Source organism: Streptomyces sp. VTCC 41912 (assembly GCF_045799175.1).
Classification (GTDB): Bacteria; Actinomycetota; Actinomycetes; order Streptomycetales; family Streptomycetaceae; genus Streptomyces; species Streptomyces albulus_C.
The window spans coordinates 42,082-67,180 of sequence record NZ_JBJMAB010000025.1; the positions used below are offsets into that span (position 1 = coordinate 42,082).

The 25,099-nt window shown below is 74.4% G+C and carries 22 protein-coding genes and 1 tRNA gene; 16 read left to right on the plus strand and 7 right to left on the minus strand.

Annotated elements, in window-relative coordinates:
• Positions 1–147: 147 nt before the first annotated feature.
• Entirely contained in the window at positions 148–1,773 is a 1,626-nt protein-coding gene (locus ACJ6WD_RS28095; RefSeq protein WP_407616769.1) for an ABC-F family ATP-binding cassette domain-containing protein, read from the plus strand.
• 85 nt (positions 1,774–1,858) lie between these two features.
• On the opposite strand, the gene ACJ6WD_RS28100 is transcribed toward ACJ6WD_RS28095, so the two are convergent.
• A complete protein-coding gene (locus ACJ6WD_RS28100) occupies positions 1,859–2,542 on the minus strand; it encodes an HAD family hydrolase (RefSeq protein WP_407616770.1) in 684 nt (227 codons plus the stop codon).
• A gap of 155 nt (positions 2,543–2,697) precedes the next feature.
• A tRNA-Leu gene (locus ACJ6WD_RS28105) sits at positions 2,698–2,785 on the minus strand.
• Between the two features lie 304 nt (positions 2,786–3,089).
• Here ACJ6WD_RS28105 and ACJ6WD_RS28110 point away from each other — a divergent pair.
• The 3 genes from ACJ6WD_RS28110 to ACJ6WD_RS28120 all read left to right on the plus strand — a co-directional run bounded on the left by ACJ6WD_RS28110 (position 3,090) and on the right by ACJ6WD_RS28120 (position 6,101).
• A complete protein-coding gene (locus tag ACJ6WD_RS28110) occupies positions 3,090–4,415 on the plus strand; it encodes a M20/M25/M40 family metallo-hydrolase (RefSeq protein ID WP_016574229.1) in 1,326 nt (441 codons plus the stop codon).
• Between the two features lie 350 nt (positions 4,416–4,765).
• Complete coding sequence (locus ACJ6WD_RS28115; RefSeq protein ID WP_233658056.1) at positions 4,766–4,999, plus strand: chaplin; 234 nt, start codon at positions 4,766–4,768, stop codon at positions 4,997–4,999.
• A 229-nt stretch (positions 5,000–5,228) separates the two neighbouring features.
• The gene (locus tag ACJ6WD_RS28120; RefSeq protein WP_407616771.1) at positions 5,229–6,101 is read left to right on the plus strand and encodes a chaplin family protein; all 873 of its coding nucleotides are present in this window, start codon (positions 5,229–5,231) and stop codon (positions 6,099–6,101) included.
• A gap of 85 nt (positions 6,102–6,186) precedes the next feature.
• Here ACJ6WD_RS28120 and ACJ6WD_RS28125 read toward each other — a convergent pair whose 3' ends face one another.
• A complete protein-coding gene (locus ACJ6WD_RS28125) occupies positions 6,187–6,375 on the minus strand; it encodes a DUF5703 family protein (RefSeq protein ID WP_018537156.1) in 189 nt (62 codons plus the stop codon).
• Positions 6,376–6,422: 47 nt separating this feature from the next.
• On the opposite strand from ACJ6WD_RS28125, the gene ACJ6WD_RS28130 reads away from it, so the two are divergent.
• A complete protein-coding gene (locus tag ACJ6WD_RS28130) occupies positions 6,423–7,109 on the plus strand; it encodes a hypothetical protein (RefSeq protein WP_016574226.1) in 687 nt (228 codons plus the stop codon).
• 81 nt (positions 7,110–7,190) lie between these two features.
• On the opposite strand, the gene ACJ6WD_RS28135 is transcribed toward ACJ6WD_RS28130, so the two are convergent.
• Entirely contained in the window at positions 7,191–9,536 is a 2,346-nt protein-coding gene (locus ACJ6WD_RS28135) for a helix-hairpin-helix domain-containing protein (protein ID WP_407616782.1), read from the minus strand.
• A complete protein-coding gene (locus tag ACJ6WD_RS28140; RefSeq protein WP_233658053.1) occupies positions 9,521–10,504 on the minus strand; it encodes an aldo/keto reductase in 984 nt (327 codons plus the stop codon). Before ACJ6WD_RS28140 ends, ACJ6WD_RS28135 begins: the two co-directional genes overlap by 16 nt.
• Positions 10,505–10,663: 159 nt before the next feature.
• On the opposite strand from ACJ6WD_RS28140, the gene ACJ6WD_RS28145 reads away from it, so the two are divergent.
• On the plus strand, positions 10,664–11,713 hold the full coding sequence (locus tag ACJ6WD_RS28145; protein WP_038518472.1) for an LLM class F420-dependent oxidoreductase: 1,050 nt from the start codon (positions 10,664–10,666) through the stop codon (positions 11,711–11,713).
• Positions 11,714–11,975: 262 nt separating this feature from the next.
• On the plus strand, positions 11,976–12,764 hold the full coding sequence (locus ACJ6WD_RS28150; RefSeq protein WP_331247601.1) for a ferritin-like domain-containing protein: 789 nt from the start codon (positions 11,976–11,978) through the stop codon (positions 12,762–12,764).
• A gap of 22 nt (positions 12,765–12,786) precedes the next feature.
• Here the strand turns inward: ACJ6WD_RS28150 and corA are convergent, their stop codons facing one another.
• On the minus strand, positions 12,787–13,779 hold the full coding sequence (gene corA / locus ACJ6WD_RS28155; protein WP_233658051.1) for a magnesium/cobalt transporter CorA: 993 nt from the start codon (positions 13,777–13,779) through the stop codon (positions 12,787–12,789).
• Between the two features lie 71 nt (positions 13,780–13,850).
• On the opposite strand from corA, the gene ACJ6WD_RS28160 reads away from it, so the two are divergent.
• The 4 genes from ACJ6WD_RS28160 to mshC all read left to right on the plus strand — a co-directional run bounded on the left by ACJ6WD_RS28160 (position 13,851) and on the right by mshC (position 17,531).
• Positions 13,851–14,546 carry a histidine phosphatase family protein gene (locus ACJ6WD_RS28160; protein ID WP_233658050.1) on the plus strand — a complete coding sequence of 232 codons (696 nt, stop codon included), beginning with the start codon at positions 13,851–13,853 and terminating at the stop codon, positions 14,544–14,546.
• A gap of 126 nt (positions 14,547–14,672) precedes the next feature.
• Complete coding sequence (locus tag ACJ6WD_RS28165) at positions 14,673–15,263, plus strand: DUF3090 domain-containing protein (protein WP_016570982.1); 591 nt, start codon at positions 14,673–14,675, stop codon at positions 15,261–15,263.
• Positions 15,227–16,132, plus strand: a complete 906-nt coding sequence (locus ACJ6WD_RS28170; protein WP_376559037.1) for an SCO1664 family protein — start codon at positions 15,227–15,229, stop codon at positions 16,130–16,132. The genes ACJ6WD_RS28165 and ACJ6WD_RS28170 overlap by 37 nt, the downstream gene beginning before the upstream one ends.
• Positions 16,133–16,301: 169 nt before the next feature.
• Complete coding sequence (mshC, locus tag ACJ6WD_RS28175; protein WP_233658048.1) at positions 16,302–17,531, plus strand: cysteine--1-D-myo-inosityl 2-amino-2-deoxy-alpha-D-glucopyranoside ligase; 1,230 nt, start codon at positions 16,302–16,304, stop codon at positions 17,529–17,531.
• A 114-nt stretch (positions 17,532–17,645) separates the two neighbouring features.
• Here the strand turns inward: mshC and ACJ6WD_RS28180 are convergent, their stop codons facing one another.
• Positions 17,646–18,761 (minus strand): PAC2 family protein, encoded by a 1,116-nt coding sequence (locus ACJ6WD_RS28180; protein WP_331247603.1) that lies wholly within the window; start codon positions 18,759–18,761, stop codon positions 17,646–17,648.
• Between the two features lie 310 nt (positions 18,762–19,071).
• Between ACJ6WD_RS28180 and ACJ6WD_RS28185 the strand changes: the two genes are divergently transcribed.
• The 5 genes from ACJ6WD_RS28185 to ACJ6WD_RS28205 all read left to right on the plus strand — a co-directional run bounded on the left by ACJ6WD_RS28185 (position 19,072) and on the right by ACJ6WD_RS28205 (position 25,098).
• Positions 19,072–20,403 (plus strand): enolase C-terminal domain-like protein, encoded by a 1,332-nt coding sequence (locus tag ACJ6WD_RS28185; protein WP_376558377.1) that lies wholly within the window; start codon positions 19,072–19,074, stop codon positions 20,401–20,403.
• A complete protein-coding gene (locus ACJ6WD_RS28190) occupies positions 20,400–21,182 on the plus strand; it encodes an SDR family NAD(P)-dependent oxidoreductase (protein ID WP_233658045.1) in 783 nt (260 codons plus the stop codon). Before ACJ6WD_RS28185 ends, ACJ6WD_RS28190 begins: the two co-directional genes overlap by 4 nt.
• Before the next feature lie 90 nt (positions 21,183–21,272).
• The gene (locus tag ACJ6WD_RS28195) at positions 21,273–22,325 is read left to right on the plus strand and encodes a sugar ABC transporter substrate-binding protein (RefSeq protein WP_407616772.1); all 1,053 of its coding nucleotides are present in this window, start codon (positions 21,273–21,275) and stop codon (positions 22,323–22,325) included.
• A 38-nt stretch (positions 22,326–22,363) separates the two neighbouring features.
• Entirely contained in the window at positions 22,364–24,070 is a 1,707-nt protein-coding gene (locus tag ACJ6WD_RS28200) for a sugar ABC transporter ATP-binding protein (RefSeq protein ID WP_407616783.1), read from the plus strand.
• On the plus strand, positions 24,067–25,098 hold the full coding sequence (locus ACJ6WD_RS28205; protein WP_407616773.1) for an ABC transporter permease: 1,032 nt from the start codon (positions 24,067–24,069) through the stop codon (positions 25,096–25,098). Before ACJ6WD_RS28200 ends, ACJ6WD_RS28205 begins: the two co-directional genes overlap by 4 nt.
• Position 25,099: the final 1 nt, after the last annotated feature.

Here is a 25,099-nt window from a genome sequence, read left to right on the forward strand (position 1 = left end):
CGCCCGCCGCATCGCTCCGCGATCCGCACCCCGCGTGGCCCGTCCCCGACCTCGGCGTACGCACGGCGTACCCGAACCCCGGCACTGCCGCGGTGTCTCCCTGCGCACGCACCACCCCACCCCGCGCACACCTCCCAGGAGACCCGCATGTCAAAGCCCGCCACCACCCCCGCCGCGGCCGTCGTCTGCACCCGCACCGACTTCGCCTGGCCCGACGGCACCCCGGTCCTGAACGGCTTCCAGTTCTCCGTCGGCCCCGGCCGCACCGGCCTGGTCGGCCTCAACGGCTCGGGGAAGTCCACCCTGTTGAAGCTGATCGCCGGCGAACTCACCCCCACCGACGGCAGCGTCAAGACCGTCGGCGAGGTCGGCTACCTCCCGCAGCAGGCCGCGCTCGACACCCGCCTCCGGGTCGACGAGGCCCTCGGCATCGCCGCCACCCGCGCCGCCCTGCACGCCATCGAGGCCGGCGACCCGAGCGAAGCGCACTTCACCGCGGTCGGCGACGACTGGGACGTCGAGGAGCGCGCCCGCGCCACCCTCGACCAACTCGGCCTGTCCGCCCTCGCCCTCGACCGCACCATCGGCGAGGTCTCCGGCGGCGAGTGCGTCCTGCTCCGCCTGGCCGCCCTCCTGCTCCGCCGCCCCGACGTACTCCTCCTCGACGAGCCCACCAACAACCTCGACCTGCCCGCCCGCCGCCGCCTCCATGACGCGGTCACCGCCTGGTCCGGCGTCCTCCTCGTGGTCAGCCACGACCGCGAACTCCTCGAACGCGTCGACCGGATCGCCGACCTCCGCGATGGCGAAGTCCACTGGTACGGCGGCAACTTCACCGCCTACGAACAGGCCCTCGCCTTCGAGCAGGAGGCGGCCGAGCGGACGGTCCGCGCCGCCGGGGCCGACGTCGCCCGACAGCAGCGCGAACTCGCCGACGCCCACGTCAAACTGGCCCGCCGGGTCCGCTACGGCAACAAGATGTACGCCCAGAAGCGCGAACCCAAGATCATCATGAACGCCCGCAAGCGGGAGGCCCAGGTCTCCGCCGGCAAACACCGCATCCTGCACGCCGAGCGCCTCCAGGAGGCCAGGGGCCGCCTCGACGAGGCCACCGAAGCCGTCCGCGACGACGACGAGATCCGCATCGACCTCCCGCACACCGCGGTCCCGCCGGGCCGCACCGTCCTCACCCTCACCGGCCTGCGCACCCGCCACGGCACCCGCGCCGACCTGGAGGTGCGCGGACCCGAACGGATCGCCCTCACCGGCCGCAACGGCTCCGGCAAGACCACCCTGCTCCGCACCCTGACCGGCGAACTCCCGCCGGCCGCCGGCACCGCCGCCCTCCACGTCCCGCACCGCTTCCTCCCGCAGCGCCTCGACGAGGTCCTCGACCCCGACCTCACCGTCGTCGAGAACGTCGCCCACTACGCCCCGCAAGCCACCAACAACCGCATCCGCGCCCGCCTCGCCCGCTTCCTCTTCAAGGGCGCCCGCGCCGACCAACGGGCCGGCACCCTCTCCGGCGGCGAACGCTTCCGGGCCGCCCTGGCCGCCCTGATGCTCGCCGAACCCGCCCCCCAACTCCTCCTCCTCGACGAACCGACCAACAACCTCGACATGTCCTCCGTCCGCCGCCTGGTCACCGCCCTCCACTCCTACGAGGGCGCCCTCCTCGTGGTCAGCCACGACCCCCGCTTCCTGCGCGAGCTCGCGCTCACCCGCTGGCTGACCCTCGCCTCCGACACGCTCACCGCCGCCGACCCGCTGTGACCGCACCGGCCGCCGGGCCCACGACCGCCCCGAACGGGGACCGGCCGCGCGCCCGGCGGCGGCCGGCGGACCTGCGGACCGCGCCCTAGAAGTGCCGCACCAACTCCCCGAACTCCGCCAACCGCAGCACCTTCGCATCGTCCGGATCCACCTCCTCGTGCTCCAGCGCCCAGGTGTGGACGTGCGGGATGAACACCGCGTTCAACCCCGCCGAACGGGCCGGCAGGATGTCCGACTTCGGGGAGTTCCCGATCATCCACGTCCGCTCCGGCACCAACCCGTAGGCCCGCGTCAGCTCCTCGTACGTGGCGACGTCCTTCTCCGGCACGATGTGCACCCCGCGGAAGTGCCCGGTCAGCCCCGAAGCGGTCACCTTCCGCTGCTGCTCCGCCTGGTCCCCCTTGGTCAGCAGCAGCAACTCGTGCCGCCCCGCCAACTCCGCCAACGTCTCGGCCACCCCCGGCATCAACTCCACGTGATCGCCCGCGAACGCCGCCTCCCACCGCGCGATCCGGCTCCGCTCCGCCGCGGTGGCCGCCCGCCCCCGCACCCGCTCCACGCACTCCCCGAGGCTCCGCAGGAACACCCTGCTCCCGTACCCCAGCGTCACCGCGTTCGCCGCCTCGATCCCGTCGAGCACCGCCCGCACCGCCGCCCGGTCCAGCCCCGGCCCCGCCAGCCACCCCGTGAACTCGTCGATCACCCGCTCGAAGATCACGTTGTTCTCCCACAACGTGTCGTCCGCATCAAAGATCAACACCACCCGCACCCCTCTCACCGTCCATGAACGGGGGCACCCTACGCACGACCCCGCACCCCCGCACCGGAAATTCCGCACGCCCGGCGGGGCCCCGAGGAGGCGGCGGTGGGAGGCGCCAGAACGACAACAGGCCCCGGATCCGAAGATCCAGGGCCTGTGCCATGTGGTGTCCGAGGGGGGACTTGAACCCCCACGCCCGATAAAGGGCACTAGCACCTCAAGCTAGCGCGTCTGCCATTCCGCCACCCGGACAGGGTGTCTGTCGTTGCGACCTCCGGGCCGTTCCGACGAGGAAAACAATAGCAAACGTTCAGGGGTGGTCGATCACCCCCGGTCCGGGGCCGCCGCGCGCCTGTGACCAGCGCATGTCGGGATCATTGCGGCCTTGGGCGGAGCGGGTGCGGGGTGGAGGATGGCGGTGGACCCCGCCGCGGTGCGCCCTCGGACGCCGCCGCGGCCGTGAACCAACAGGAGGCAGTGTGAGCCAGCTCCGCGAGCGAACGACGGAGAGGTGCGAGGCCCGTGCATGCGGGGCCGGACGAAGCGAGGTTTCGGCATGAGCGAGGCGCAGCCGTCCCGCACGATCACCGGCGAGGACGAGGTGGTCGACCTCTGTCGGGACCTGATCAGGATGGACACCAGCAACTACGGGGACCACTCGGGTCCGGGGGAGCGCGTCGCCGCCGAGTACGTCGCGGAGAAGCTCGCCGAGGTCGGCCTGGAGCCGCAGATCTTCGAGTCGCACAAGGGCCGGGCGTCGACCGTCGCACGGATCGAGGGCGCGGACCGGTCGCGGCCGGCCCTGCTGATCCACGGGCACACCGACGTGGTGCCGGCCAACGCCGACGACTGGACCCACCACCCGTTCTCCGGGGAGATCGCCGACGGGTGCGTGTGGGGCCGCGGCGCGGTCGACATGAAGGACATGGACGCCATGACGCTCGCCGTCGTGCGGGACCGGCTGCGCACGGGGCGCAAGCCGCCGCGGGACATCGTGCTGGCGTTCCTCGCGGACGAGGAGGCCGGCGGCACCTACGGCGCGCGGTACCTCGTCGACCACCACCCCGAGCTGTTCGAGGGGGTGACCGAGGCGATCAGCGAGGTCGGCGGGTTCTCCTTCACCGTCAACGAGAACCTGCGGCTGTACCTGGTGGAGACGGCCCAGAAGGGCATGCACTGGATGAAGCTGACCGTGGCCGGCTCGGCCGGGCACGGTTCGATGATCCACCGGGACAACGCCATCACCGAACTCTCCGAGGCCGTGGGGAGGTTGGGCCGGCACGAGTTCCCGGTGCGGGTGACCAAGACGCTGCGGGCCTTCCTGGACGAGCTCGGGGACGCGCTGGGCACCGAGCTGGACCCGGAGAACATGGACGCCACGCTGGCCAAGCTCGGCGGCATCGCCAAGCTGATCGGCGCGTCGCTGCGGAACACCGCCAACCCCACGCAGCTCGGCGCCGGTTACAAGATCAACGTGATTCCGGGCGAGGCCACCGCCCACGTCGACGGCCGCTTCCTGCCCGGGTACGAGGAGGAGTTCCTGGCGGACCTGGACCGGATCCTCGGGCCGCGGGTCAAGCGCGAGGACATCCACGCGGACAAGGCGCTGGAGACCACGTTCGACGGCGCCCTGGTGGACGCGATGCAGTCGGCGCTCCAGGCCGAGGACCCGATCGCCCGGGCCGTGCCGTACATGCTCTCCGCGGGCACCGACGCCAAGTCCTTCGACGACCTGGGCATCCGCGGGTTCGGGTTCGCCCCCCTGAAGCTGCCGCCGGAGCTGGACTTCGCCGGGATGTTCCACGGGGTGGACGAGCGGGTCCCGGTGGACGGGCTGAAGTTCGGGGTGCGGGTGCTCGACCGGTTCATCGAGCAGAGCTGAGCATCGAGCAGAGCTGAGCGCGGCACACCGCTGCGCCCCGGCCGGAAGGGAAAGCCCGTTCGGCCGGGGGAGAGGTGTGCGAGCGGGCGTGCGGCCGGCGACGACGCCGCCGGTGGGTCGTGTGTCCGCGCGCGGAGCCGTCGGCGGCTTCCCTGCTGGGTCGTGCCTGCCGGAAGGCGACCTGTGCGGTGGCCCACGGCGAGTGTGAAGTCGATGTGAATTCCCTGCCTTTCACATTGACTTCGCCGGAAAGGGTGAACGCCGCGATGTGTTCGTAGCTTCAACGGCACGGCCTTCGTTGATCAGACTGCGGTCCGCGGCTGGGACCGCATTGCCTACTAGGAGGAACCATGATCAAGAAGGTCGTCGCCGCTGCCGCGATCGCCGGTGGTGTCGTCATCGCGGGTGCCGGTCTGGCCGTTGCCGACTCCGGTGCCCAGGGTGCTGCGGTGCACTCCCCGGGTGTGGTCTCCGGCAACGTCGTCCAGGCTCCGGTGCACATCCCCGTCAACGTGTGCGGCAACACGATCTCCGTGATCGGCCTGCTGAACCCGTCCTTCGGCAACACCTGCGTGAACGGCTGACGTTACCGATGACGTCTCCGGCCCGTTGAGGGCCGGCCCGGTCCGGCTCCGGAGTGTCCTTGCGGCATTCCGGAGCCGCTGGGCATTTTCGCGGCCGGGTGCATCCTCCACCTGAGGCGGTCCGCGGAGCGTGACCCACACCTCCGCCGGCCGCCACCCGCCGCATTCCAGTAAGGCACAAGGCAGGGGAAGACTTATGAGGCAGGTCGCACGAAAAGGCCTGATCACCATGGCGGCCGCAGGCGGCATGCTCGCCATGGCCGCCGGATACGCCCAGGCGGACTCCAACGCCGCGGGCGGTACGGCACATTCGCCGGGGGTCGGATCGGGCAACACCATCCAGGCCCCGATCGACGTCCCGGTCAACGTGTGCGGCAACACCGTCGACGTGGTCGGCGTGCTCAACCCGGCGTTCGGCAACCACTGCGCGAACGGCTCCGGCGGCCGGCACGGCGGCGGCCACGGGCGGACGCACGACCAGGGGGGCACGCACCGGCGGACGTCCGGTGGGCACGGCGGGGCGACCGCCGTGGGCGGGGCGAAGGGTTCCCCGGGCGTCGGGTCCGGCAACACCATCCAGGCCCCGGTCGACGTTCCGGTCAACGTGTGCGGCAACAGCGTCGACGTGGTCGGCGTGCTCAACCCGTCCTTCGGGAACGACTGCGCCAACACCGCGCCGTCGGGCCCGGGACGCCCGCACCACCCCGGTAACCCGTCGCACCCCGGGAACCCGTCGCACCCCGGGAACCCGTCCCACCCGGGGCACCCGTCCCACCCGGGGCACCCGGCGCAGCCCGGCCAGCCGCCGGAGCACGGTCACCCCGGTACTCCCGGCCACCCGGGCACCCCGCACCAGCCGGGGACGCCGCACCAGCCCGGCAGCCCGCACGAGCCGCGGTCGTCCACCCCGCAGACGCCGGACGTCCCGGGCGTGCGGACGCAGACCGCCGGTGCACCGCACGCCCGGACGGTGACGCCGGAGCGCGGGGAGCAGCTGGCGCACACCGGCGCCGGGGCCCTCGGGTACGCGATCCCGGCCAGTGCCGGCATGCTGCTCGGCGGGGCGGTCCTCTACCGGCGGGCGCGCACCGCCCGTAGCTGAGCGGCGACCGCGGTGTGACAGCACGACGGAGCGGGCCCCGTACCTCACCGGGGCCCGCTCTGCTGCGATCACGCGCTCCCGGGACTCACCAGGTGGCGCGGAGCTGTCGGATGATCCGGCGGCGCAGCCGCACCCGACGACTGCCGTCGGGATTGAGACGAAGTCGGTCCAACTCCCAGTGTCCGTACTCGGCGTGGTCGGTCAGCAGGCGTGTGGCGGCCTTGCGGGAGACGCCCCGAGGCACATACACATCGCAGAATTCGTATTCCGGCATCGCATCTATTGTGCGGGACCGGCCCCGGTACGGATAGCGTCTGCACTATGTCTGATGCTGCGCAGCCTTCCGCTGCCGAGGTACGTGCCGCCGCTGAGGCGGTCAAAGCCGCGCTGGACCGTCACCTCGACGCGGTCGAGCGCCGCTCGGGGCCGGAGGACCCGGCCGTCTACGCCGCGTTCGACGAAGTCGCCGCGGCCGCTGAGGCCTATGACGAGCTGCTCTACGACGCCTACGACGAGGTCACCCCCTTCGAGATCCCCGGGAACGACGCCCTGCCCGCCTACGCGGGCCCCGAGGAGCCGAGCGCGCTGAGCGTGCTCATCCGGCGCGACTACACCGTCGCGAAGCCGCAGCGCCTGCTGCATCAGGCACAGCGCATCGCGGCGCTGGACCCGGACGCCGCCACTGACGCGACCGGCCGCGCCGCCGACGCCGTCGCGGTGGTCGGCAGCAGCGTCCACGCCGCGCTCGGGGTGCTCTTCGGCGAGTACGAACCGGACGAGATCGCCTCCCGGCACCGGGAGTTCGGCCTGGAGGAGGGGGACTCCACCCTGTGGGTGGCGGCCGTGGACGAGCCGGCGGAGCCGGGGGAGTGGCTCGCCGCGCCGTTCGACCACGCGGATCCGCAGCGGGTGGTGTGCCGCTTCGACGTCAGCTCGGTCTTCGACGAGGAACTCGACGACGACGATGACGAGGACGACCTCCTGGAGCCGGCCGACCGGAGCAGGTGAGACGCGGCGCAGCGGGCCCGCGGGGCGGACGGCCGGTGTGCCGTCGCCCCGCGGGCCCGTCGCCGCGCGGGGTGCGTGCGGTCAGTCCGCCGCCGGATCGGCCGCCTGCTCCTCGGCCTGCAACCGCAGCAGCGTCCGCAGCCGGGTGGTGCGTTCCTTGGCGGGCAGTTCGGCGACCGCCCGGGCGAGCGCCTGGTCCACGCCCTGGACCACCGACAGGTGCCGCTCGCCGCGGCTGAAGGCGGTGTAGACCCAGGCGCGGGTCAGCCCGCCGGCGGCGTCGCCGGGCAGCACCACGACCGCGGCGGGCCAGCGCGACCCGGCCGCCTGGTGGGCGGTGAGTGCCCAGCCGTGCCGGACGGCGCCCGACGCCACCTCCTCGCGGGGGACGACCACGGCGGTGCCCTCGCAGTCGAGGTGCAGGCCCTCGGCGTCGGCGCCGGTGACCGTGCCGGTCAGCGTCCGGCCCGGCGCCGGGGCGTAGGCCACGCGGTCGCCGGAGTCGAAGCCGCCGAACCGGCCGGCTCCGGGGTTGAGGCGTTCCTTGAGCGCGGAGTTCAGCGCGCGGGTGCCGGCGGCGCCGCCGTGGCCGACGGTGATGACCTGCGTCTGGTCGGCGGGGATGCCCAGGGCCCGGGGCACCGAGTCGGCTACCAGCTGGACGGTGCGGTGGACCGCCTCGCCGGCGTCCCGGACCGGAACGGTCACCACCTCCTTGCCGGGCGCCTGGACCGCGTCGAGCTCGCCGACGCCGATGCCCGACACCAGCTCACCGATCGGGCCGAAGTCCGGGGTGCGGGACGCGACCTGGGGGCAGAAGCGGGACTGCAGGACGTCCTGGAAGAGCCGGCCGGGGCCGGCGGACCACAGGACGCCGGGATCGCCGCTGAGCACCAGGCGCGTCCCGTCGGACAGCGACTCGACGAGCACGGCGGCGGTGTCCAGGTCGAGCTGCGGGGCGTCCAGCACCACGAGGAGGTCGAGGGCGAGCGCACCGTCGGCGTCCCGGCCCGGGCCCTCCTGGCCGGACAGCAGGCCGGCGACGGTCACCGCGGCGTCCGCCCCGGCCGGCTCGGCGGCGGCGCCGTCCGCCGCGACCTCGGCGAGGTGGGCGGCCAGCCGCCGGCGGCCGTCCGCGGTGTGGGTCGCGCCGCACGCCCGCAGCCCGAGGGCGCGGGCCGCGGCGATCAGTGCGGCGGGTTCGGCGCGGGCCGCCTCGCCGCCGGTGTGCGTCGTCAGGCCGCTGGACGCGACGGTCTGGATCAGCTCGGCGGCGGAGGACGACGGTGCGGCCGTCGCGACGGCCGCCCAGGCGCCGGCGGAGGGGTGGACGCGGGCGTCCGCCGCGTCGTCCGCCCCGGCGTCCTCCGGGGCGGTGGCTTCGGGGCCGTCCTCGGTCGCGGGGCCCTGGGGCGCCGGGGGCTCGCCGTCGGCCCCGGCGTCGTCGGTGGTGGCGCCCGGCATGGCGGTCGTGGGCTCGTCCGCCGGCCGTTCGAAGGTGTTCAGCAGGCGGGCCAGGCCGTCGGCGACGCTCTCCTCGGCCATCGCGAACCGGTCCAGGCCGAGCAGGACGCGGACCGGCTGCTCCGCGTCGTCGTCCGTGGCGGCCCGGGCGCGGCCCGGGGTCTCCAGCGCGTCCTGGAAGACCAGCACCGCGCCGTCCGCGATGGCGTGCTGGAGGGCCTCGTCCGGGTCAGGGACGGCGCGCTGGGCGAGGGCGGCGCGCAGTGCGGACGCCTCCAGGGCGGAGTGGCCGGCGAGGGCGGCCTGCTCCAGCAGCCAGCCGATCAGTGCCTGGGCGCGCCGCTCGTCGCCCGGCCCGCAGGCGGCGCCGAGCAGGGCCCGGGCGAAGCCGTCGGCCTGCTCGGGGCGGACGCCGGGGACCGCGAGCAGCTGCCAGGGATCCTCGGTCAGCGTCTCGGCGGCCTGCTGGCCGAGCGTCTCCGCGGCCCGCTCCGCGAGCGCCTCGGGGGCGCCGCCGGCCGCGAGCACCCGCCGCACGCCCTCGATGCCGGGTGCCGGGGCGACGGCGGGGCGGGCCGCGGGGACCGCGGGGGCGGGTGCGGTGTCCCGGGCGGCGGGGTCCGGTGCGGTCGGGCGGGTCGGGGCGGGCGCCGGGCCCGCCGGAGCCGACTGCCCGCCCCGGCCCGGGCCTTCGGTCCCGCCGGCCGCGGGGCGGGCGGCGGGTGCGGCGGGCTTGCCGGCCCGCGGGGCCTCGGCGAAGAACGACGCGGCGGAGCGCTCACCGCTCTCCACGGCCCGCACCGCCGCCGCCAGCGCCGCCACCGAGGCGGCGGGGCCGGACTGGGGGGCGCCCTCGGCGCCGGCCGCGCTGCCGGCCGCGCCGACCGCCTCGTCACCGGGCGCGGCAGCCTCCTGCTCGGGCGGGTTGTCGCCGGCGCGGTCGGTACTCACAGCGTGCTCCAGTCGTGGTCGGGATAGTGGTGCACCGGAGCCGACACATCGTCCAGCGCCCGGCGGATCTCGTCAGGAAGACTAAGCGCCTCCACTGACAACGCGGCTCTGAGCTGCTGCGCGGTGCGGGCGCCGAGGAGCGGGGCGGTGACGCCCGGGCGGTCGCGGATCCAGGAGAGCGCGACGTGCAGGGGCGTGACGGCGAGTCCGTCGGCGGCCGTGGCGACCGCGTCGACGACCCGGCTCGCGGTGTCGTCCAGATAGGGCGCGACGAACGGCGCGAGGTGGTCCGAGGCGCCGCGGGAGTCGGCCGGAGTGGCGTGGCGGTACTTGCCGGTGAGCACGCCGCGGCCCAGTGGGGACGAGGGCAGCAGCCCGAGGCCCAGGTCCCGGGCGGCGGGCAGTACTTCGCGCTCGACGCCGCGCTGGACCAGGGAGTACTCCATCTGCGTGCTCGCCAGCCGGTTGCGGACGTCGGGGGCGGCCAGTTGCCAGGTGGCGGCCTTGGCGAGCTGCCAGCCGGAGAAGTTCGCCAGGCCCACGTAGCGCGCCCGGCCGGTCGTGACCGCCAGGTCGAGCGCCTGGAGGGTCTCCTCCAACGGGGTGCGCGGATCGAAGGCGTGCAGCTGCCAGAGGTCCACGTAGTCGGTGCCCAGGCGGGCGAGGGAGGCGTCCAGGGCGGTGAGCAGGTGGCGGCGCGAGCCGTCGACCCGGCGGTCCGCGGCGAGGACGCTGCCGGCCTTGGTGGCGACGACCAGGTCGGGGCGTGGCACCAGCCCCTCCATCAGCCGGCCGAGGAGGTACTCGGCGCCGCCGTCGGCGTAGATGTCGGCGGTGTCGACGAGGGTGCCGCCGGCCTCCCAGAACGTCTTGAGCTGTTCCGCGGCGTCCTGTTCGCCGGTGTCGCGTGCCCAGTTCAGGGTGCCCAGCCCGAGGCGGGACACGCGCAGACCCGTGCGGCCGAGGTGCCTTTGCTCCATGGGCCCAGACCCTACGCGCCGTGCGGCACGATCAGGGGACCTGTGGACAACGGCAGCGCGACGGGTCCCGGGCCGGTCGTCGCCCACCGATGACGGCTCCGGCACCCGCGCGCTAGAGTCCGCGGAACAGCGACGTTACTGATGGGTAAGGGGAGCGGTATGAGGCTTGGCATCAACCTCGGTTACTGGGGCGCCGGCATGGACTCCGACAATCTCGCGGTGGCGCAGGAGGCCGACCGCCTCGGCTACTCGGTCTGCTGGGCCGCCGAGGCGTACGGCTCCGACGCCCCCACGGTGCTGTCCTGGGTGGCCGCGCAGACCGAGCGGATCGACGTCGGCTCGGCGATCTTCCAGATCCCGGCCCGCACGCCCGCGATGACCGCGATGACCGCGGCGACCCTGGACTCCCTCTCCGGTGGTCGCTTCCGGCTCGGCCTGGGCGTCTCCGGCCCGCAGGTCTCCGAGGGCTGGTACGGCGTGAAGTTCGACAAGCCGCTGGCCCGCACCCGTGAGTACGTGGAGATCGTCCGCAAGGCGATGTCCCGCGAGCGGCTGTCCTACGAGGGCCAGCACTGGACGCTCCCGCTGCCGGACGGCCCGGGCAAGCCGCTGAAGCTCACCGTCCACCCGCAGCGCGAGCACATCCCGCTCTACATCGCCGCGATCGGGCCCAAGAACCTCCGGCAGACCGGTGAGATCGCCGACGGCGCGCTGCTGATCTTCCCCTCCGCCGACCACCTGGAGGAGACCGCCCTCTCCCACCTGCGGGCGGGCCGGGAGGCGGCCGGCGCGACCATGGAGGGCTTCGACGTCTGCCCCACCCTCCCGCTGGCGGTCGGCGCGGACGTCAGCGCGCTCGCCGACCAGTTCCGCCCGTACACCGCGCTGTACGTCGGCGGCATGGGCAGCCGGAAGCAGAACTTCTACAACCAGCTGGCGCAGCGGATGGGGTACGAGAAGGAGGCCGCCGAGATCCAGGACAAGTACCTGGCCGGTGACAAGGCCGGCGCCGCCGCGGCGATCCCCGAGCGGCTGATCGACCAGACCACCCTGCTCGGTTCGGTCGACCGGATCGCCGAGCGGATGCAGGCGTACGCGGCGGTCGGCGTGACCACCCTGACGCTGGCCCCGGCCGGCTTCACCCTCGACGAGCGGGTGGCCGCGCTGCGCGCGGGCGTCGAGGCGCTGGAGCGCGCCGGCCTGGCGTAGCCCCCGCGGCGTCCCGGACGCCGGACAGGCCCGGTGCCTGGGCACCGGGCCTGTCGGGGAGCACTGCGGCCGTGGTGGGGGCTCGGGGGTCTTCCCCGCCACGGCCGTCACGGAACTCAACGGCTCAGCCCCGGGCGGGTTACGGGCCCGGCGCCGACCCGGTCAGGCGAACGGGCGCACGGGGCACCGCCCCCGGTTGCCCCCGCCGGAACACGGCATTTGGCTTGCCGTCTACGGGCGTGTCCGTTCGGAGGTGACGCTGATGTTCTCGGTCAGGAGCCTGTTCCAGGAGATCGTCGACAACGACGCCTCCTACCGCCTGTTCTGCTCCATCGCGGCCAGCGGGGAGGCCCAGGGGGGCTGGGAGAACGGCCGGATCGCCGCGCTGCTCCCGACGTCCCAGCGCGCGCTGGCGCCCAAGGTCGCCCGGCACGGCGCCGACGAGGACAAGCACGGCCGGATCTTCCACGCGCTGCTGCGCAAGCGCGGCCTGACGCCCGTCGAGGTCCCGGCGGCCACCGACTACACCGTGCTGCTGGAGCGCCGCGGCATCGGACTGGCCCACGACAAGCTCCACGGCGACGAGCCGCTCACCGAACGGGACGTCATCACCTACCTCGCCCACAGCCGGGTCACCGAGCAGCGCGCGGCCGAGCAGATGCTGCTGCTGCGCCGGTTCTTCGGCGACCACCCCGAGGTCGGCAGGGCGGTCACGATGATCTGCCACGACGAGGAGAACCACCTCGCCTACTGCCACGAGGAACTGCTGCGCCTGGCGCGGGCCGGCCACGGGCGGACCATCCAACGGACCCTCCGGGAGTGCGCGCTCGCCGAGATCGCCGTGCACCGGGACGTCAGCCTGGCCGTGATGGCGCACATGGGCCGCCTGCTGCGCTGGCCGCCGCTGAAGTCCGCACTGCTCACGGCGGGGATCACGGCCTACTACGGCTACGAGCGGCTGCTCGGTTGGCGGCGGATGGTCAGCCTCGCCATGCCCGAGCGGCGCGACGCGCTGGGCGGTCCGGCCACCGCCGCACCGGAGTTGGCCTGACCGGCGCGCCGGGCCGGACGCCTCACAGCCAGCCGCGGCGCTTGAACAACCGGTAGAGCGACACCTCGATGACGGCCATCAGCAGCAGGATCGTCGGATAGCCCAGTGACCAGGACAGCTCCGGCATGTCGTGGAAGTTCATGCCGTAGATGCCGGCGATCAGCGTCGGCACCGCGGCCAGCGCCGCCCACGCCGAGATCTTGCGCATGTCGTCGTTCTGCCGGACCCCCATCTGCGCCAGATGGGCGGCGAGGATGTCCGACAGCAGCCGGTCCAGGCCCTCCACGGACTCGTTGACGCGGGTGAGGTGGTCGTCGACGTCCCGGAAGAACGGCCGGGCGTGGTCGTGGATGAACGGCACGCGGGTGTCCTGCAGCCGGCTCATCGGATCGACCAACGGCACGGTGGCCCGCCGGAATTCGAGGACCTCGCGCTTGAACGCGTAGATCTGCGCGGCGGTGTTCCGGGTCTCCCGGCGGATCGGGGCGAACACCTCCGCCTCCAACTCCTCCATGTCCACCTGGAGTTCGCCGGCGACCTCCAGGTAGTGGTCCACCACCGCGTCGCTGACCGCGTACAGCACCGCACCGGGGCCGTGCCGCAGGATCTCCGGATGCTGCTCCAGCCGCTGCCGGACCGTCGCCAGCGGGCTGGCCGTGCCGTGCCGGACGGTGACCACGAAGGAGTCGCCGACGAAGAGCATCAGCTCCGAAGCGGTCACGGTGTCGGCCGCGACGTCGTAGGTGATCGGCTTCAGCACCATGAACAGCGAGTCGTCGTAGACCTCCAGCTTGGGCCGCTGGTGCGCCTTGAGGGCGTCCTCCACGGCCAGCGGATGCAGGCCGAACTCGCTGCTGACCTGGTCGAACTCGTGTTGGGTCGGCTCGTGCATGCCCAACCACAGGAAGGAGTGGCCCTCCGCCCGGGCCGCGTCCAGCGCGCGGGAGAAGTCCGTCGCGCACTCGCTGCGGCGGCCCTCGCGGTAGATGGCGCAGTCCACGATCACACCAGGCATTCTCGCCCGTCGCCGGGGCCCCTGCCAGGGAAGCGGGCCAGTCGCCGGCGGCCTGCCCTAGGGTTGCGGTCATGCCCACGCTGATCCTGGTGCGGCACGGCCGCTCCACCGCCAACACCTCCGGTGTGCTCGCCGGCCGGACCCCCGGCGTCGCCCTCGACGAACGCGGCGCCGCCCAGGCCGCGGCGCTGCCCGCCCGGCTCGCGGGAGTCCCGCTGGCCGCCGCCGTCTCCAGCCCGCTCCAACGCTGCCTGGAGACCCTGGCGCCGCTGCTGGACGCCCGCCCCGAGCTGCGCCTGGAGACCGACGAACGGATCACCGAGTGCGACTACGGAGACTGGTCGGGCCGCAAGCTCGCCGAGCTGACCGACGAGCCGCTGATGGAGACCGTCCAGCAGCACCCCTCCGCGGCCGCCTTCCCCGGCGGCGAGCCGATGCGGGAGATGCAGGCCCGCGCGGTGAGCGCGGTGCGGGACTGGAACGCCCGCGTCGAGGAGACCGCCGGCGCCGAGGCGACCTATCTGATGTGCTCGCACGGTGACATCATCAAGTCCCTGGTCGCGGACGCACTCGGCATGCACCTGGACCTCTTCCAGCGGATCTCCGTGGAACCGTGCTCGGTGACCGTGATCCGCTACACCCGGCTCCGCCCCTACGTGGTGCGGCTGGGTGACACCGGTGACCTCGCGTCGCTGCTGCCCCGCGCGGACGGCGCGGCGGGCGGCGAGCGGGACGCGGCCGTCGGGGGCGGTGCGGGCGCAGCGTGATCAGCGGGCGCAGTAGGGTGGTGCGACGGCGCTGCGACGCCCGTGTGATCCGCGCAGTAACCCTTTGGGGCACCGCGACCGCAGCGCCCGCACTGACCCAGCAGTCGACACAATCGGAGCAGGACGTTGTCCCGTCAGGTGTTCTTCTACGACCTACCGGACCGTTTCGTGGCCGGTACGGTCGGGCTGCCTGGCCGCCGTAGTTTCTTCCTCCAGGCCACCGCGGGCGGTCGCACCACCAGCGTCGCCCTGGAGAAGACGCAGGTGGCGGCGCTCGCCGAGCGGATCGACGAACTGCTGGACGAGGTGGTGCGGCGCAGCGGCGGCAGCGCCCCGGTGCCCGCCGTCTCGCCGTCCGAGATGACCGACACCGCGCCGCTGGAGTCGCCGGTGGAGGAGGAGTTCCGGGTCGGCACCATGGCGCTGGCCTGGGACGGCGAGGACGAGCGGATGATCGTCGAGGCCCAGGCGCTGGTCGAGCTGGAGGCCGACAGCGACGAGGACCTCGCCGACGCCGAGGAGCGGCTGCTCCAGGACGACGAGAACGGCCCGCCGATGCTGCGGGTGCGGCTGACCGGCACCATGGCCCGGGCGTTCGCCAAGCGGGCGCTGGACGTCGTCAACGCCGGCCGTCCGCCGTGCCCGCTGTGCAGCCTGCCGCTCGATCCGGAGGGACACGTATGCCCGCGCCAGAACGGATACCGGCGGGACGCCTGAGCCCCATGGAGCCCACCGTCGAACCGGCCGGCCCGGACGCCGCCCCCACCACCCCGGCGGAGCCCGTCGGCAGCCTGACGCCGGAGCTGCTCGCCGAGGGCGAGCTGACCGTCCGCGGCCAGATCCAGGACGCCTCCAACGCCGTGCTGTACTGCACCGTCGCGCTCGACGGGCGCAGCGCCGCCTGCGTCTACAAGCCGGTCCGCGGCGAGCGCCCGCTGTGGGACTTCCCGGACGGCACGCTCGCCCAGCGCGAGGTCGCCGCGTACGAGGTCTCCCGGGCCTGCGGCTGGGACCTGATCCCCACCACGGTGCTGCGGGACGGCCCCTACGGGACCGGCATGGTCCAGGAGTGGATAGCCCCGCCCGGGGACGGCGACGAGGCGCCCGAGCTGCTGGCGCTGGTCGCCGAGGACGAGCCGGCGCCGGGGTGGAAGGCGGTCGGGCGGGCGGACATCGGCGCGGGCCGCACCGCGCTGCTGGTCCACGCCGACCATCCGCGGCTGCGCCGGTTGGCGGTGCTGGACGCGGTGATCAACAACGGTGACCGCAAGGGCGGCCACCTGCTTCCCGGCGCCGGCGGCGCGTTCTTCGCGATCGATCACGGTGTGACGTTCAACTCGGCCGACAAGCTGCGCACGCTCCTGTGGGGGTGGGCCGGGGAGCCGCTGACCGACGAGGTGCTGACCGTGCTGCGCGGGGTGCGGACCGAGTTGGCGGACGGTGCGCCGCTCGCCGTCCGGCTGGCCGAACTGATCACGGACGCCGAGCTGACGGCGCTGCGGGCGCGGGTGGACGGGCTGCTGAGCAGCGGGCGGCATCCGGAGCCGAGCGGGGAGTGGCCGGCGATTCCGTGGCCGCCGGTCTGATCCCCGGCGCCGCCGGGCCCCGGTGCGGGCGCCGGCTCCACCGGAGCGGCTGACGCATGTGCCGCCGTTCGCGCCTGGCACATCCGGCGGTGGAACACAAGACCGCCTTTCCGGCCAGAGAGCCCCCTCCGGTTCGTATGCGGAACATCCGTCCGGTTACGCTCAAGGCATGCATGCATGGCCCGCTTCTGAGGTCCCCGCCCTGCCCGGTCAGGGCCGCGACCTGAGGATCCACGACACCGCGACCGGCGGACGAGTAACCCTCGCCCCCGGTCCCGTCGCCCGTATCTACGTCTGCGGCATCACGCCGTACGACGCCACCCACATGGGGCACGCGGCGACCTACAACGCGTTCGACCTCGTTCAGCGCGTGTGGCTCGACACGAAGCGTCAGGTGCACTACGTGCAGAACGTCACCGACGTCGACGACCCCTTGCTGGAGCGGGCGGTGGCGACCGGCGACGACTGGACCGTGCTCGCCGAGCGCGAGACCGCCCTGTTCCGCGAGGACATGACGGCGCTGCGGATGCTGCCGCCGCGCCACTACATAGGCGCCGTCGAGGCGATACCCCGCATCGTGCCGCTGGTGGAGCGGCTGCGCGACGCCGGTGCCGCCTACGAGCTGGACGGCGACGTCTACTTCTCGGTCGCGTCCGACGCGCACTTCGGCGAGGTCTCCGGCCTGGACGCCGCGACCATGCGGCTGCTGTCCGCCGAGCGCGGCGGCGACCCGGACCGCGAGGGCAAGAAGAACCCCCTCGACCCGATGCTGTGGATGGCCGCCCGCGACGGCGAACCGAGCTGGGACGGCGGCTCGCTGGGCCGCGGCCGGCCCGGTTGGCACATCGAGTGCGTCGCCATCGCCCTGGAGCACCTCGGCATGGGCTTCGACGTCCAGGGCGGCGGCTCCGACCTCGCCTTCCCGCACCATGAGATGGGCGCCTCGCACGCCCAGGCGCTGACCGGTGAGCACCCGTTCGCCCAGGCGTACGTGCACGCCGGCATGGTGGCCCTGGACGGCGCGAAGATGTCCAAATCCAAGGGCAACCTGGTCTTCGTCTCCGCGCTGCGGCGCGCCGGCACCGACCCGGCCGCCATCCGCCTGGCGCTGCTGGCCCACCACTACCGCAGCGACTGGGAGTGGACCGACGCGGAGCTCACCGCCGCCGAGGCCCGGTTGGGCCGCTGGCGGTCCGCGGTCTCCCGTCCCGACGGGCCGCCCGCCGAGGGGCTCCTGGAGGAGCTCCGCGCGGCGCTCGCCGACGACCTGGACGCGCCGGCGGCGCTGGCCGCGGTGGACCGCTGGGCCGCCAGCCAGCAGGACGGCGGCGGCACGGACGAGGGCGCGCCCGGCCTCGTCTCCCGCGCGGTGGACGCGCTGTTGGGCGTGGCGCTGTAAGGGCGCCCGCCCGCGCCCGGATCGCGTGAGGGGCGCCCCCGCCGGATGGTGGGGGCGCCCCTTCGTCGTCGCCGTGCCGCCCGCGGCCCGCTCGGGGCGGGCCGGGCGGGCCGGTCAGTCCTCGGTGCCCGCTTCCGGCGGGCCGTCGCCGCCGGTGCGGCCGTCGTCCCGTCCTTCGCCCGGCGTGCCGGTGTCCTCGCCGGGCTCCGGGGCGCCGGGCGCCTTCGGGGGCGCGGCGTCGTCCGACGGCCGGGGTTCGCGCGGTTCCTTGGGCGTGGCCCGCGGGGGCCGGGTGCGGCCGCTGCCGGTGTCGCGGAGGTACGAGGCGTCCCGGCCGTCGGCGAGGCCGCCCTCGGTCGCCACCCCCGGGCCGGCCTGCGGGTCGCGGCGGCGCAGGTAGCGCTCGAACTCGCGGGCGATGGCCTCGCCGGACGCCTCCGGGAGTTCCGCGGTGTCCCGGGCCTCCTCCAACGACTGGACGTACTCGGCGACCTCGCTGTCCTCCGCGGCGAGTTGGTCCACGCCCAGCTGCCAGGCGCGGGCGTCCTCGGTCAGTTCGCCGAGCGGGATCCGCAGGTCGAGCAGGTCCTCCAGGCGGTTGAGGAGGGCGAGGGTGGCCTTGGGGTTCGGCGGCTGGGAGACGTAGTGCGGCACCGAGGCCCACAGGCTGACGGCCGGTACGCCGGCGTGGGTGCACGCCTCCTGGAGGATGCCGACGATGCCCGTGGGGCCCTCGTAGCGGGACTCCTCCAGGTCCAGCCGGCGGGCCACGTCGGCGTCGGAGGTGACGCCGCTGACCGGTACCGGCCGGGTGTGCGGGGTGTCGCCCAGCAGGGAACCCAGCACCACCATCATCTCGACGCCCAACTCGTGGGCGAAGCCGAGGAGTTCGTTGCAGAACGAGCGCCAGCGCATGCTCGGCTCGATGCCGCGGACCAGGACCAGGTCGCGGGGGTTGCCCTTGCCGTCCGCGTCCCCGATCCGGACGACCGAGAGCCGCGTCGTGGGCCAGGTGATCTTGCGGACGCCGTTCTCCAGGAAGACCGTCGGGCGGTTCACTTGGAAGTCGTAGTAGTCCTCCGCGTCGAGCGCGGCGAAGACCTCGCCCTTCCACTCCCGGTCCAGGTGGGCGACCGCGGCGGAGGCGGCATCGCCGGCGTCGTTCCAGCCCTCGAACGCGGCCACCATGACCGGGTCGATCAGCTCGGGCACCCCCTCCAGCTCGATCACCCAGCCCCTCCTTCCGACCGGCTCGACCGCCCGGGGCGGCCGCCGGCTTTAGTTCCGTTGCGTGCGCTCCCAAGACTACGGCTTCCGGGGTACCGATCCGCAGCCCCTTTGCGAGCGCGTGTACGGATAGGTCCGAGGTGTTGCGTGACGGAGTGCGGGGCGATCGGTCAACCACCCTGGCGGTCCTGGCGGATTCGGGTACGGGGTATGGACGCGGTCTTCGGGGCGGGGCTATACATCGGAGGACCGGGAAAGGTCCGATGTTCTCCCGCGACCTGCGCGTGACACGACATCCCCAGGGGGCGTGCCCATGGCCGGAACCGACACCGTCACCGGGCTGGAGGTCCACGACGTCCGCTTCCCCACCTCCGACCGGCTCCAGGGTTCGGACGCGATGCACCCCGACCCCGACTACTCCGCGGCCTACGTCGTGCTGCGCACCGCCGACGGCCCGGACGGCCACGGCCTCTGCTTCACCCTCGGACGCGGCAACGACGTCGTGGCCGCCGCGGTCCGGGCCCTGGCCCCGTACGTCGTCGGCCACCCCGCCCCGGTCACCGTCGGCCGGCTCGGGGCGCTGCACCGCGCGCTGACCCACGACTCCCAGCTGCGCTGGCTCGGCCCCGAGAAGGGGGTGGCGCAGATGGCCGCCGGGGCGGTGGTCAACGCGGCCTGGGACCTCGCCGCGCGTCGCGCCGGCCGCCCGGTCTGGGCGTTCCTGGCCGGCCTGACGCCCGAAGAGCTGGTCGGACTGGTCGACTTCCGCTACCTCTCGGACGTGCTGACGCCCGCCGAGGCGCTGGCCCTGCTGCGGGCCGCCGAGCCCGGCCGGGCCGCGCGCACGGCCCGCCTCAAGGCCGAGGGCTACCCCGCCTACACCACCTCCCCCGGCTGGCTCGGCCACGACGACGCCACCCTGGTCCGGCTCGCCGAGGAAGCGGTGGCCGACGGCTTCGCGCAGATCAAGCTGAAGGTGGGCGCCGACCTCGACGACGACCTGCGGCGGCTGCGGCTGGTCCGCGCCGCGGTCGGGCCCGGCGTGCGGATCGCGGTCGACGCCAACCAGCGCTGGGAGGTGGCCGAGGCGGTCCGGTGGATGACCGCGCTGGCGCCCTACGCCCCGCACTGGATCGAGGAGCCGACCAGCCCGGACGACGTCCTGGGACACGCCGCGGTGCGCGCCGGGCAGCCGGTGAAGGTCGCCACCGGCGAGCACGTCGCCAACCGGGTCGGGTTCAAGCAGCTGTTGCAGGCCGGCGCGGTGGACTTCGTGCAGATCGACGCGGCCCGGGTGGCCGGCGTCAACGACAACCTGGCGGTCCTGCTGATGGCCGCGAAGTACGGGGTGCCGGTGTGCCCGCACGCCGGCGGCGTGGGGCTGTGCGAGCTGGTCCAGCACCTGGCGATGTTCGACTACGTGGCGGTGTCCGGGAGTTGGGAGGACCGGGTGATCGAGTACGTCGACCACCTGCACGAGCACTTCACCGATCCGGTGGTCGTCGCCCGCGGCCGCTACCACGCGCCGACCGCCCCCGGGTTCTCCGCCCGGATGGCGTCGGCGTCGCTCGCCGCGTACCGCTACCCCGAGGGGCCGGTGTGGCGGGAGCGCGGTGCGCGCCGGGACGCGGGGGTGCCGGCATGAGCGGGCCCGCCGCGCAGGACTTCACGGGGCTGGCGGCCCTGGTCACCGGTGGCGGCTCGGGCATCGGGGCGGCCACCGCGGCCCTGCTGCTGGCCCGCGGCGCCCGGGTCGCCGTCGTGGACCGCGATCCGTCGGGGGCGCCGGCCGGGGCGTTGCGGATCGCCGCGGACGTCACCGACGACGCCGGCGTGCGGGCCGCGGTCGCGGCGGCGGTGGCGGAGCTGGGCGCCCTGCACGCGCTCGTCGGCAACGCGGGGACCGGCGCCGTCGGCACCGTCGCGGACAACGACGACGAGGAGTGGCGGCACGTCCTGGACGTCAACGTGCTGGGGCTGGTGCGCACCGCCCGGGCCGCGCTGCCGCACCTGCGGCGGGCCGCGGCCGAGGCGCCCGGGGCGGTCTCCATCACGCACACCTGCTCCATCGCCGCCACCGCCGGACTGCCCCAGCGGGCCCTGTACGGCGCGAGCAAGGGGGCGGTGCTGGCGCTGACCCTGGCGATGGCCGCGGACCACCTGCGGGAGGGCATCCGGGTCAACTGCGTCAACCCCGGCACCGCGGACACCCCCTGGGTCGCCCGGCTGCTCGACCGGGCCGCCGACCCGGTGGCCGAACGGGCCGCGCTGAACGCCCGTCAACCCATGGGGCGGATGGTGACCGCGGCGGAAGTCGCCGCGGCCATCGTCCACTTGGCGTCCCCGGCCGCCTCCGGCATCACCGGCACCGCGCTGGCCGTGGACGGCGGGATGCAGGGGCTGCGGCCCCGGCCGGCCGGTTGAGCCGTGCGCGCCGGACGTCCGCCGCGCACCGCCCGCTGCGCACCGACCCCCACGACCGAGGGGCCACCGACCCGACGGGAGGGACCACCCATGAGACCGCGCACCCGCACCACCGGCACGGCGGTCGGCGCCGCGGCGCTCGCGCTGGCTGTGCTGGCCGTGCTGGCTGTGCTGGCCGGCTGCAACCGCGGCAGCGACGCCGCCGGCCGGATCGGCATCGACGTGCCCCGCACCGACACCGACTTCTGGAACTCCTACCAGCGGTACCTGGAGGCGGACCTGGCCCGCGGCGGCCCCGCCGCGCTCCCGTTGGCCAACTCCCAGAACGACGTGGGCAAGGTCGTCTCCGACGTCCAGGCGCTGACCGCCCAGGGCGCCCGGGCGATCGTGATGGCCCCGCAGGACACCGGCGCCATCACCGCCGAACTCCGGCGCCTGGCCGCCAAGAAGATCCCGGTCGTCAGCGTCGACACCCGCCCCGACGACGGCCCGGTCTACATGGTCGTCCGGGCCGACAACCGGGCCTACGGGGAACGGTCCTGCGCCTACCTCGGCGCGCGGCTCGGCGGCCACGGCCGGGTCGCCGAACTCCAGGGCGACCTCAGCTCGATCAACGGCCGGGACCGTTCGGAGGCGTTCGCGTCCTGCATGAAGCGGAAGTTCCCCGGGATCACCGTCCACGAACTGGCCACGGACTGGAAGGGCGAGGTCGCCTCCGCCAAGCTCCAGAGCCTGCTGGCCCAGCACCCGGACCTCGACGGCGTCTACCTCCAGGCCGGCGGGGCCTTCCTCCAGCCGGTGCTGGCCCTGTTGCGCCAGCGCGGACTGCTCAAACCCGTCGGGACGCCGGGCCACCTCACCCTCGTCTCCAACGACGGCATCCCCGAGGAGCTGGCCGCCATCCGGGCCGGCACCCTGGACGCCACCCTCTCCCAACCCGCCGACCGCTACGCCGAGTACGCCCTGTACTACGCCCGCGCGGCGCTCGCCGGGAAGACCTTCCGGCCCGGGCCGACCGACCACGGTTCGACCATCGTGCGGATCGGGAACGGCCTGGAGGACCAGCTCCCCGCGCCGCTGGTCACCAAGGACAACGTCGACGACCCGCACCTGTGGGCCAACCGGACGGAGCAGGGGAGGTGACGGCCGCCGCCCCCGGTGGCCCGCCGCCCGAGCGGTCGGTGCCCGCCGAGCCGGGGCCCGAAGCGCCCCCGGCCGTGCACGCCGAGGGCCTCGTCAAGCGCTACGGGCCCACCGTCGCCCTGGACGGCGTGCGGCTGACCGTGCGGGCCGGCGAGGCGCACGCCCTGGTCGGTCGCAACGGCGCCGGCAAGTCGACCCTGGTGTCGGTGCTGACCGGGCTGGTCCGGCCGGACGCCGGGCGGGTCGGCTTCGGCGGGGTCGCGGCGCCCGGCTGGGGCGACCCCGCCGCCTGGCAGCGGCAGGTCGCCTGCGTCCACCAGCGGTCGATGACGGTGCCCGGGCTGACGGTCGCGGAGAACCTCTTCCTCAACCACTTCCCCGGCGGCCCGATCCTGCGGTGGCGGGCGGTGCGCGCCCGGGCCCGGGAACTGCTCGCCGGCTACGGCGTGGATGTCGACCCGGGCGCCCGACTCGGTGAACTGGGCGTCGAGCAGCGGCAGTTCGTGGAGATCGCCCGCGCTCTGTCGCGCGGCGCCCGGCTGATCGTCCTGGACGAGCCCACCGCCCGGCTGGACGCGGCCGGCACCGCCCGGCTCTTCGGCAAGGTGCGGGAACTGCGCTCCCAGGGGGTGGCGTTCCTGTTCATCTCGCACCATCTCCAGGAGGTCCATGCGCTCTGTGACACCGTTACAGTCCTCCGGGACGCGCGGTGGGTGCTGACCGCGCCGGTCGCCGCGCTCGGCGAGGCGGCGCTGGTGGCGGCGATGGCGGGGGAGGAGACCGGGCGCCCGAGCCCCGGCCGGAGCGTGCCGTCGCCGGCCCGGGCCGCCACGACCACCACCTCCGCCACCACCTCCGCCACCACCTCCGGCACCACCTCCGGCACCGGGGAGCCGCTGCTGCGGGCCGAAGGGCTGGCGCTGCGTGGGCACTTCGGGCCGATCGACCTGACCGTCCGGGCCGGCGAGGTGGTGGGCCTGGCCGGCGCCGCGACCGCCGGCACCACCGCGGTCGCCGAGGCGCTGGCCGGACTGCGCACCCCCGAGGCCGGGCGGATCACCGTCCGCGGTCGGCCGGTCCGCCCCGGGAGCGTGCCGCACGCCCTGGACGCCGGCATCGGCTACGTCCCCGAGGACCGGCACCGCGAGGGACTGGTCCCCGGCCGCAGCGTCGCCGAGAACGCCACCTTGACCGTCACCGCGCACCTGGGCCCGTGGGGAACCGTCCTGCCGGCCCGGACCCGCGCCTTCGCCCGGCGGATGATCGCGGCGCTGGACATCAAGACCACCGGGCCGGACCAGCCCGTCGCCGGGCTCTCCGGCGGCAACCAGCAGAAGGTGGTGGTCGCCCGCGCACTGGCCCGCGACCCCGCCGTCCTGGTCGCCGTCCGCCCCACCAACGGCGTGGACGTCCGCTCCAAGGAGGCCCTGCTCGGCGTCGTGCAACGGGTCGCCGACGACGGCCGCGGCGCGCTGGTCGTCTCCGACGAGCCGGCCGACCTGCGGATCTGCGACCGGGTGGTGACGGTCGTCCGCGGCCGGACCCGCACCGAGTTCCGACGCGGCTGGCGCGAGGCGGACCTGCTGGCCGCCCTGGCGGGAGCCGCCCCCGCCATCCCCGACGCCTCCGCCATCCCCGGCCCGCCCGCCGTATCGGACGCCGGGCCGGACGCCCCCGGGCCGGACGCCCCCGCGCCGGAGGGGACCGCGCCCGAGGGGACCGCGACCGAAGGGACCGCGCCATGACCGACACCACGGCACCACCGACCGCCGAGGCGCCGCCGGCCCGCCGGGTGCGCCGCCCCCGGCTCGCGGCCGGCCGCTGGCGGGACCTCTCGCTCGTCCCGGTGATCCTCCTCCTCGGCGTCGTCGGCTTCATCGTCTCGCCCGCCTTCCTCACCGAGGACAACCTCATCGGCGTCGTCCAACAGTCCACCGAACTCGGCCTGTTGGTGCTCGGCGAGGCGCTGGTGCTGATCAGCGGGCGGATGGACCTGTCGCTGGAGTCGACCATCGGCCTGGCGCCGGTGGTCGCCCTGTGGCTGGTGCTGCCCGCGCACGGCACCCGGTTCGCCGGCCTGGGGCTGCTGCCCTCCTGGAGCGCGGTCCCGCTGTGCCTGGCCGTGGGCGCGGTCATCGGCGCCGCCAACGGCTTCCTCATCCTCCGGCTGCGGGTCAACGGCTTCATCGCCACCCTCGGCATGCTCACCATGCTGCGCGGCCTCCAGGTCGGCCTCTCCGAGGGCCGCTCCCTCAGCGACGTCCCGGACTCCTTCGGCTACCTGGGCCGGACCGCCTGGCTGGGCGTCCCCGCCGCCGTCTGGATCTGCCTGGCCCTGTTCGCCCTCGGCGGTGCGGCGCTCGGCTACCTCCGGCACGGCCGCGCCCTCTACGCGATCGGCGGCAACCCGGAGGCGGCCCGGGCGGCCGGCATCCGCACCGACCGGATCACCTGGACCGTCCTGGTCCTCGCCGGCGGCCTCGCGGCCTTCGCCGGCATCCTCTACACCGGCCACTACGGCGCGGTCTCCGCCAGTCAGGGCAGCGGCTGGATCTTCCAGGTGTTCGCCGCCGCGGTGATCGGCGGCATCAGTCTCAAGGGCGGCCGCGGCACCCTCTTCGGGGCGCTCACCGGCGTCCTCACCCTCCAACTCGTCATCAACGTGATGACCCTCGGCGGGGTGCCGCCGCTGTGGACGCAGTTCCTCAACGGCGCGATCATCCTCCTCGCGCTGATCGTCTCCCGCTTCACCAGCGGCGAGAAGCAGGACTGAC

What these genes read in the sequence shown, in the direction of transcription:
- ACJ6WD_RS28110 (WP_016574229.1), top strand. Translation starts at nt 3,090, where the DNA reads ATGAGCGAGGCGCAGCCGTCCCGCACGATCACCGGCGAGGACGAGGTG.
- ACJ6WD_RS28150 (WP_331247601.1), top strand. Translation starts at nt 11,976, where the DNA reads ATGTTCTCGGTCAGGAGCCTGTTCCAGGAGATCGTCGACAACGACGCC.
- ACJ6WD_RS28130 (WP_016574226.1), top strand. Translation starts at nt 6,423, where the DNA reads ATGTCTGATGCTGCGCAGCCTTCCGCTGCCGAGGTACGTGCCGCCGCT.
- ACJ6WD_RS28160 (WP_233658050.1), top strand. Translation starts at nt 13,851, where the DNA reads ATGCCCACGCTGATCCTGGTGCGGCACGGCCGCTCCACCGCCAACACC.
- ACJ6WD_RS28195 (WP_407616772.1), top strand. Translation starts at nt 21,273, where the DNA reads ATGAGACCGCGCACCCGCACCACCGGCACGGCGGTCGGCGCCGCGGCG.
- ACJ6WD_RS28115 (WP_233658056.1), top strand. Translation starts at nt 4,766, where the DNA reads ATGATCAAGAAGGTCGTCGCCGCTGCCGCGATCGCCGGTGGTGTCGTC.
- ACJ6WD_RS28095 (WP_407616769.1), top strand. Translation starts at nt 148, where the DNA reads ATGTCAAAGCCCGCCACCACCCCCGCCGCGGCCGTCGTCTGCACCCGC.
- ACJ6WD_RS28140 (WP_233658053.1), bottom strand. Translation starts at nt 10,504, where the DNA reads ATGGAGCAAAGGCACCTCGGCCGCACGGGTCTGCGCGTGTCCCGCCTC.
- ACJ6WD_RS28145 (WP_038518472.1), top strand. Translation starts at nt 10,664, where the DNA reads ATGAGGCTTGGCATCAACCTCGGTTACTGGGGCGCCGGCATGGACTCC.
- mshC (WP_233658048.1), top strand. Translation starts at nt 16,302, where the DNA reads ATGCATGCATGGCCCGCTTCTGAGGTCCCCGCCCTGCCCGGTCAGGGC.
- ACJ6WD_RS28190 (WP_233658045.1), top strand. Translation starts at nt 20,400, where the DNA reads ATGAGCGGGCCCGCCGCGCAGGACTTCACGGGGCTGGCGGCCCTGGTC.
- corA (WP_233658051.1), bottom strand. Translation starts at nt 13,779, where the DNA reads ATGCCTGGTGTGATCGTGGACTGCGCCATCTACCGCGAGGGCCGCCGC.
- ACJ6WD_RS28125 (WP_018537156.1), bottom strand. Translation starts at nt 6,375, where the DNA reads ATGCCGGAATACGAATTCTGCGATGTGTATGTGCCTCGGGGCGTCTCC.
- ACJ6WD_RS28120 (WP_407616771.1), top strand. Translation starts at nt 5,229, where the DNA reads ATGGCGGCCGCAGGCGGCATGCTCGCCATGGCCGCCGGATACGCCCAG.
- ACJ6WD_RS28205 (WP_407616773.1), top strand. Translation starts at nt 24,067, where the DNA reads ATGACCGACACCACGGCACCACCGACCGCCGAGGCGCCGCCGGCCCGC.
- ACJ6WD_RS28185 (WP_376558377.1), top strand. Translation starts at nt 19,072, where the DNA reads ATGGCCGGAACCGACACCGTCACCGGGCTGGAGGTCCACGACGTCCGC.
- ACJ6WD_RS28170 (WP_376559037.1), top strand. Translation starts at nt 15,227, where the DNA reads ATGCCCGCGCCAGAACGGATACCGGCGGGACGCCTGAGCCCCATGGAG.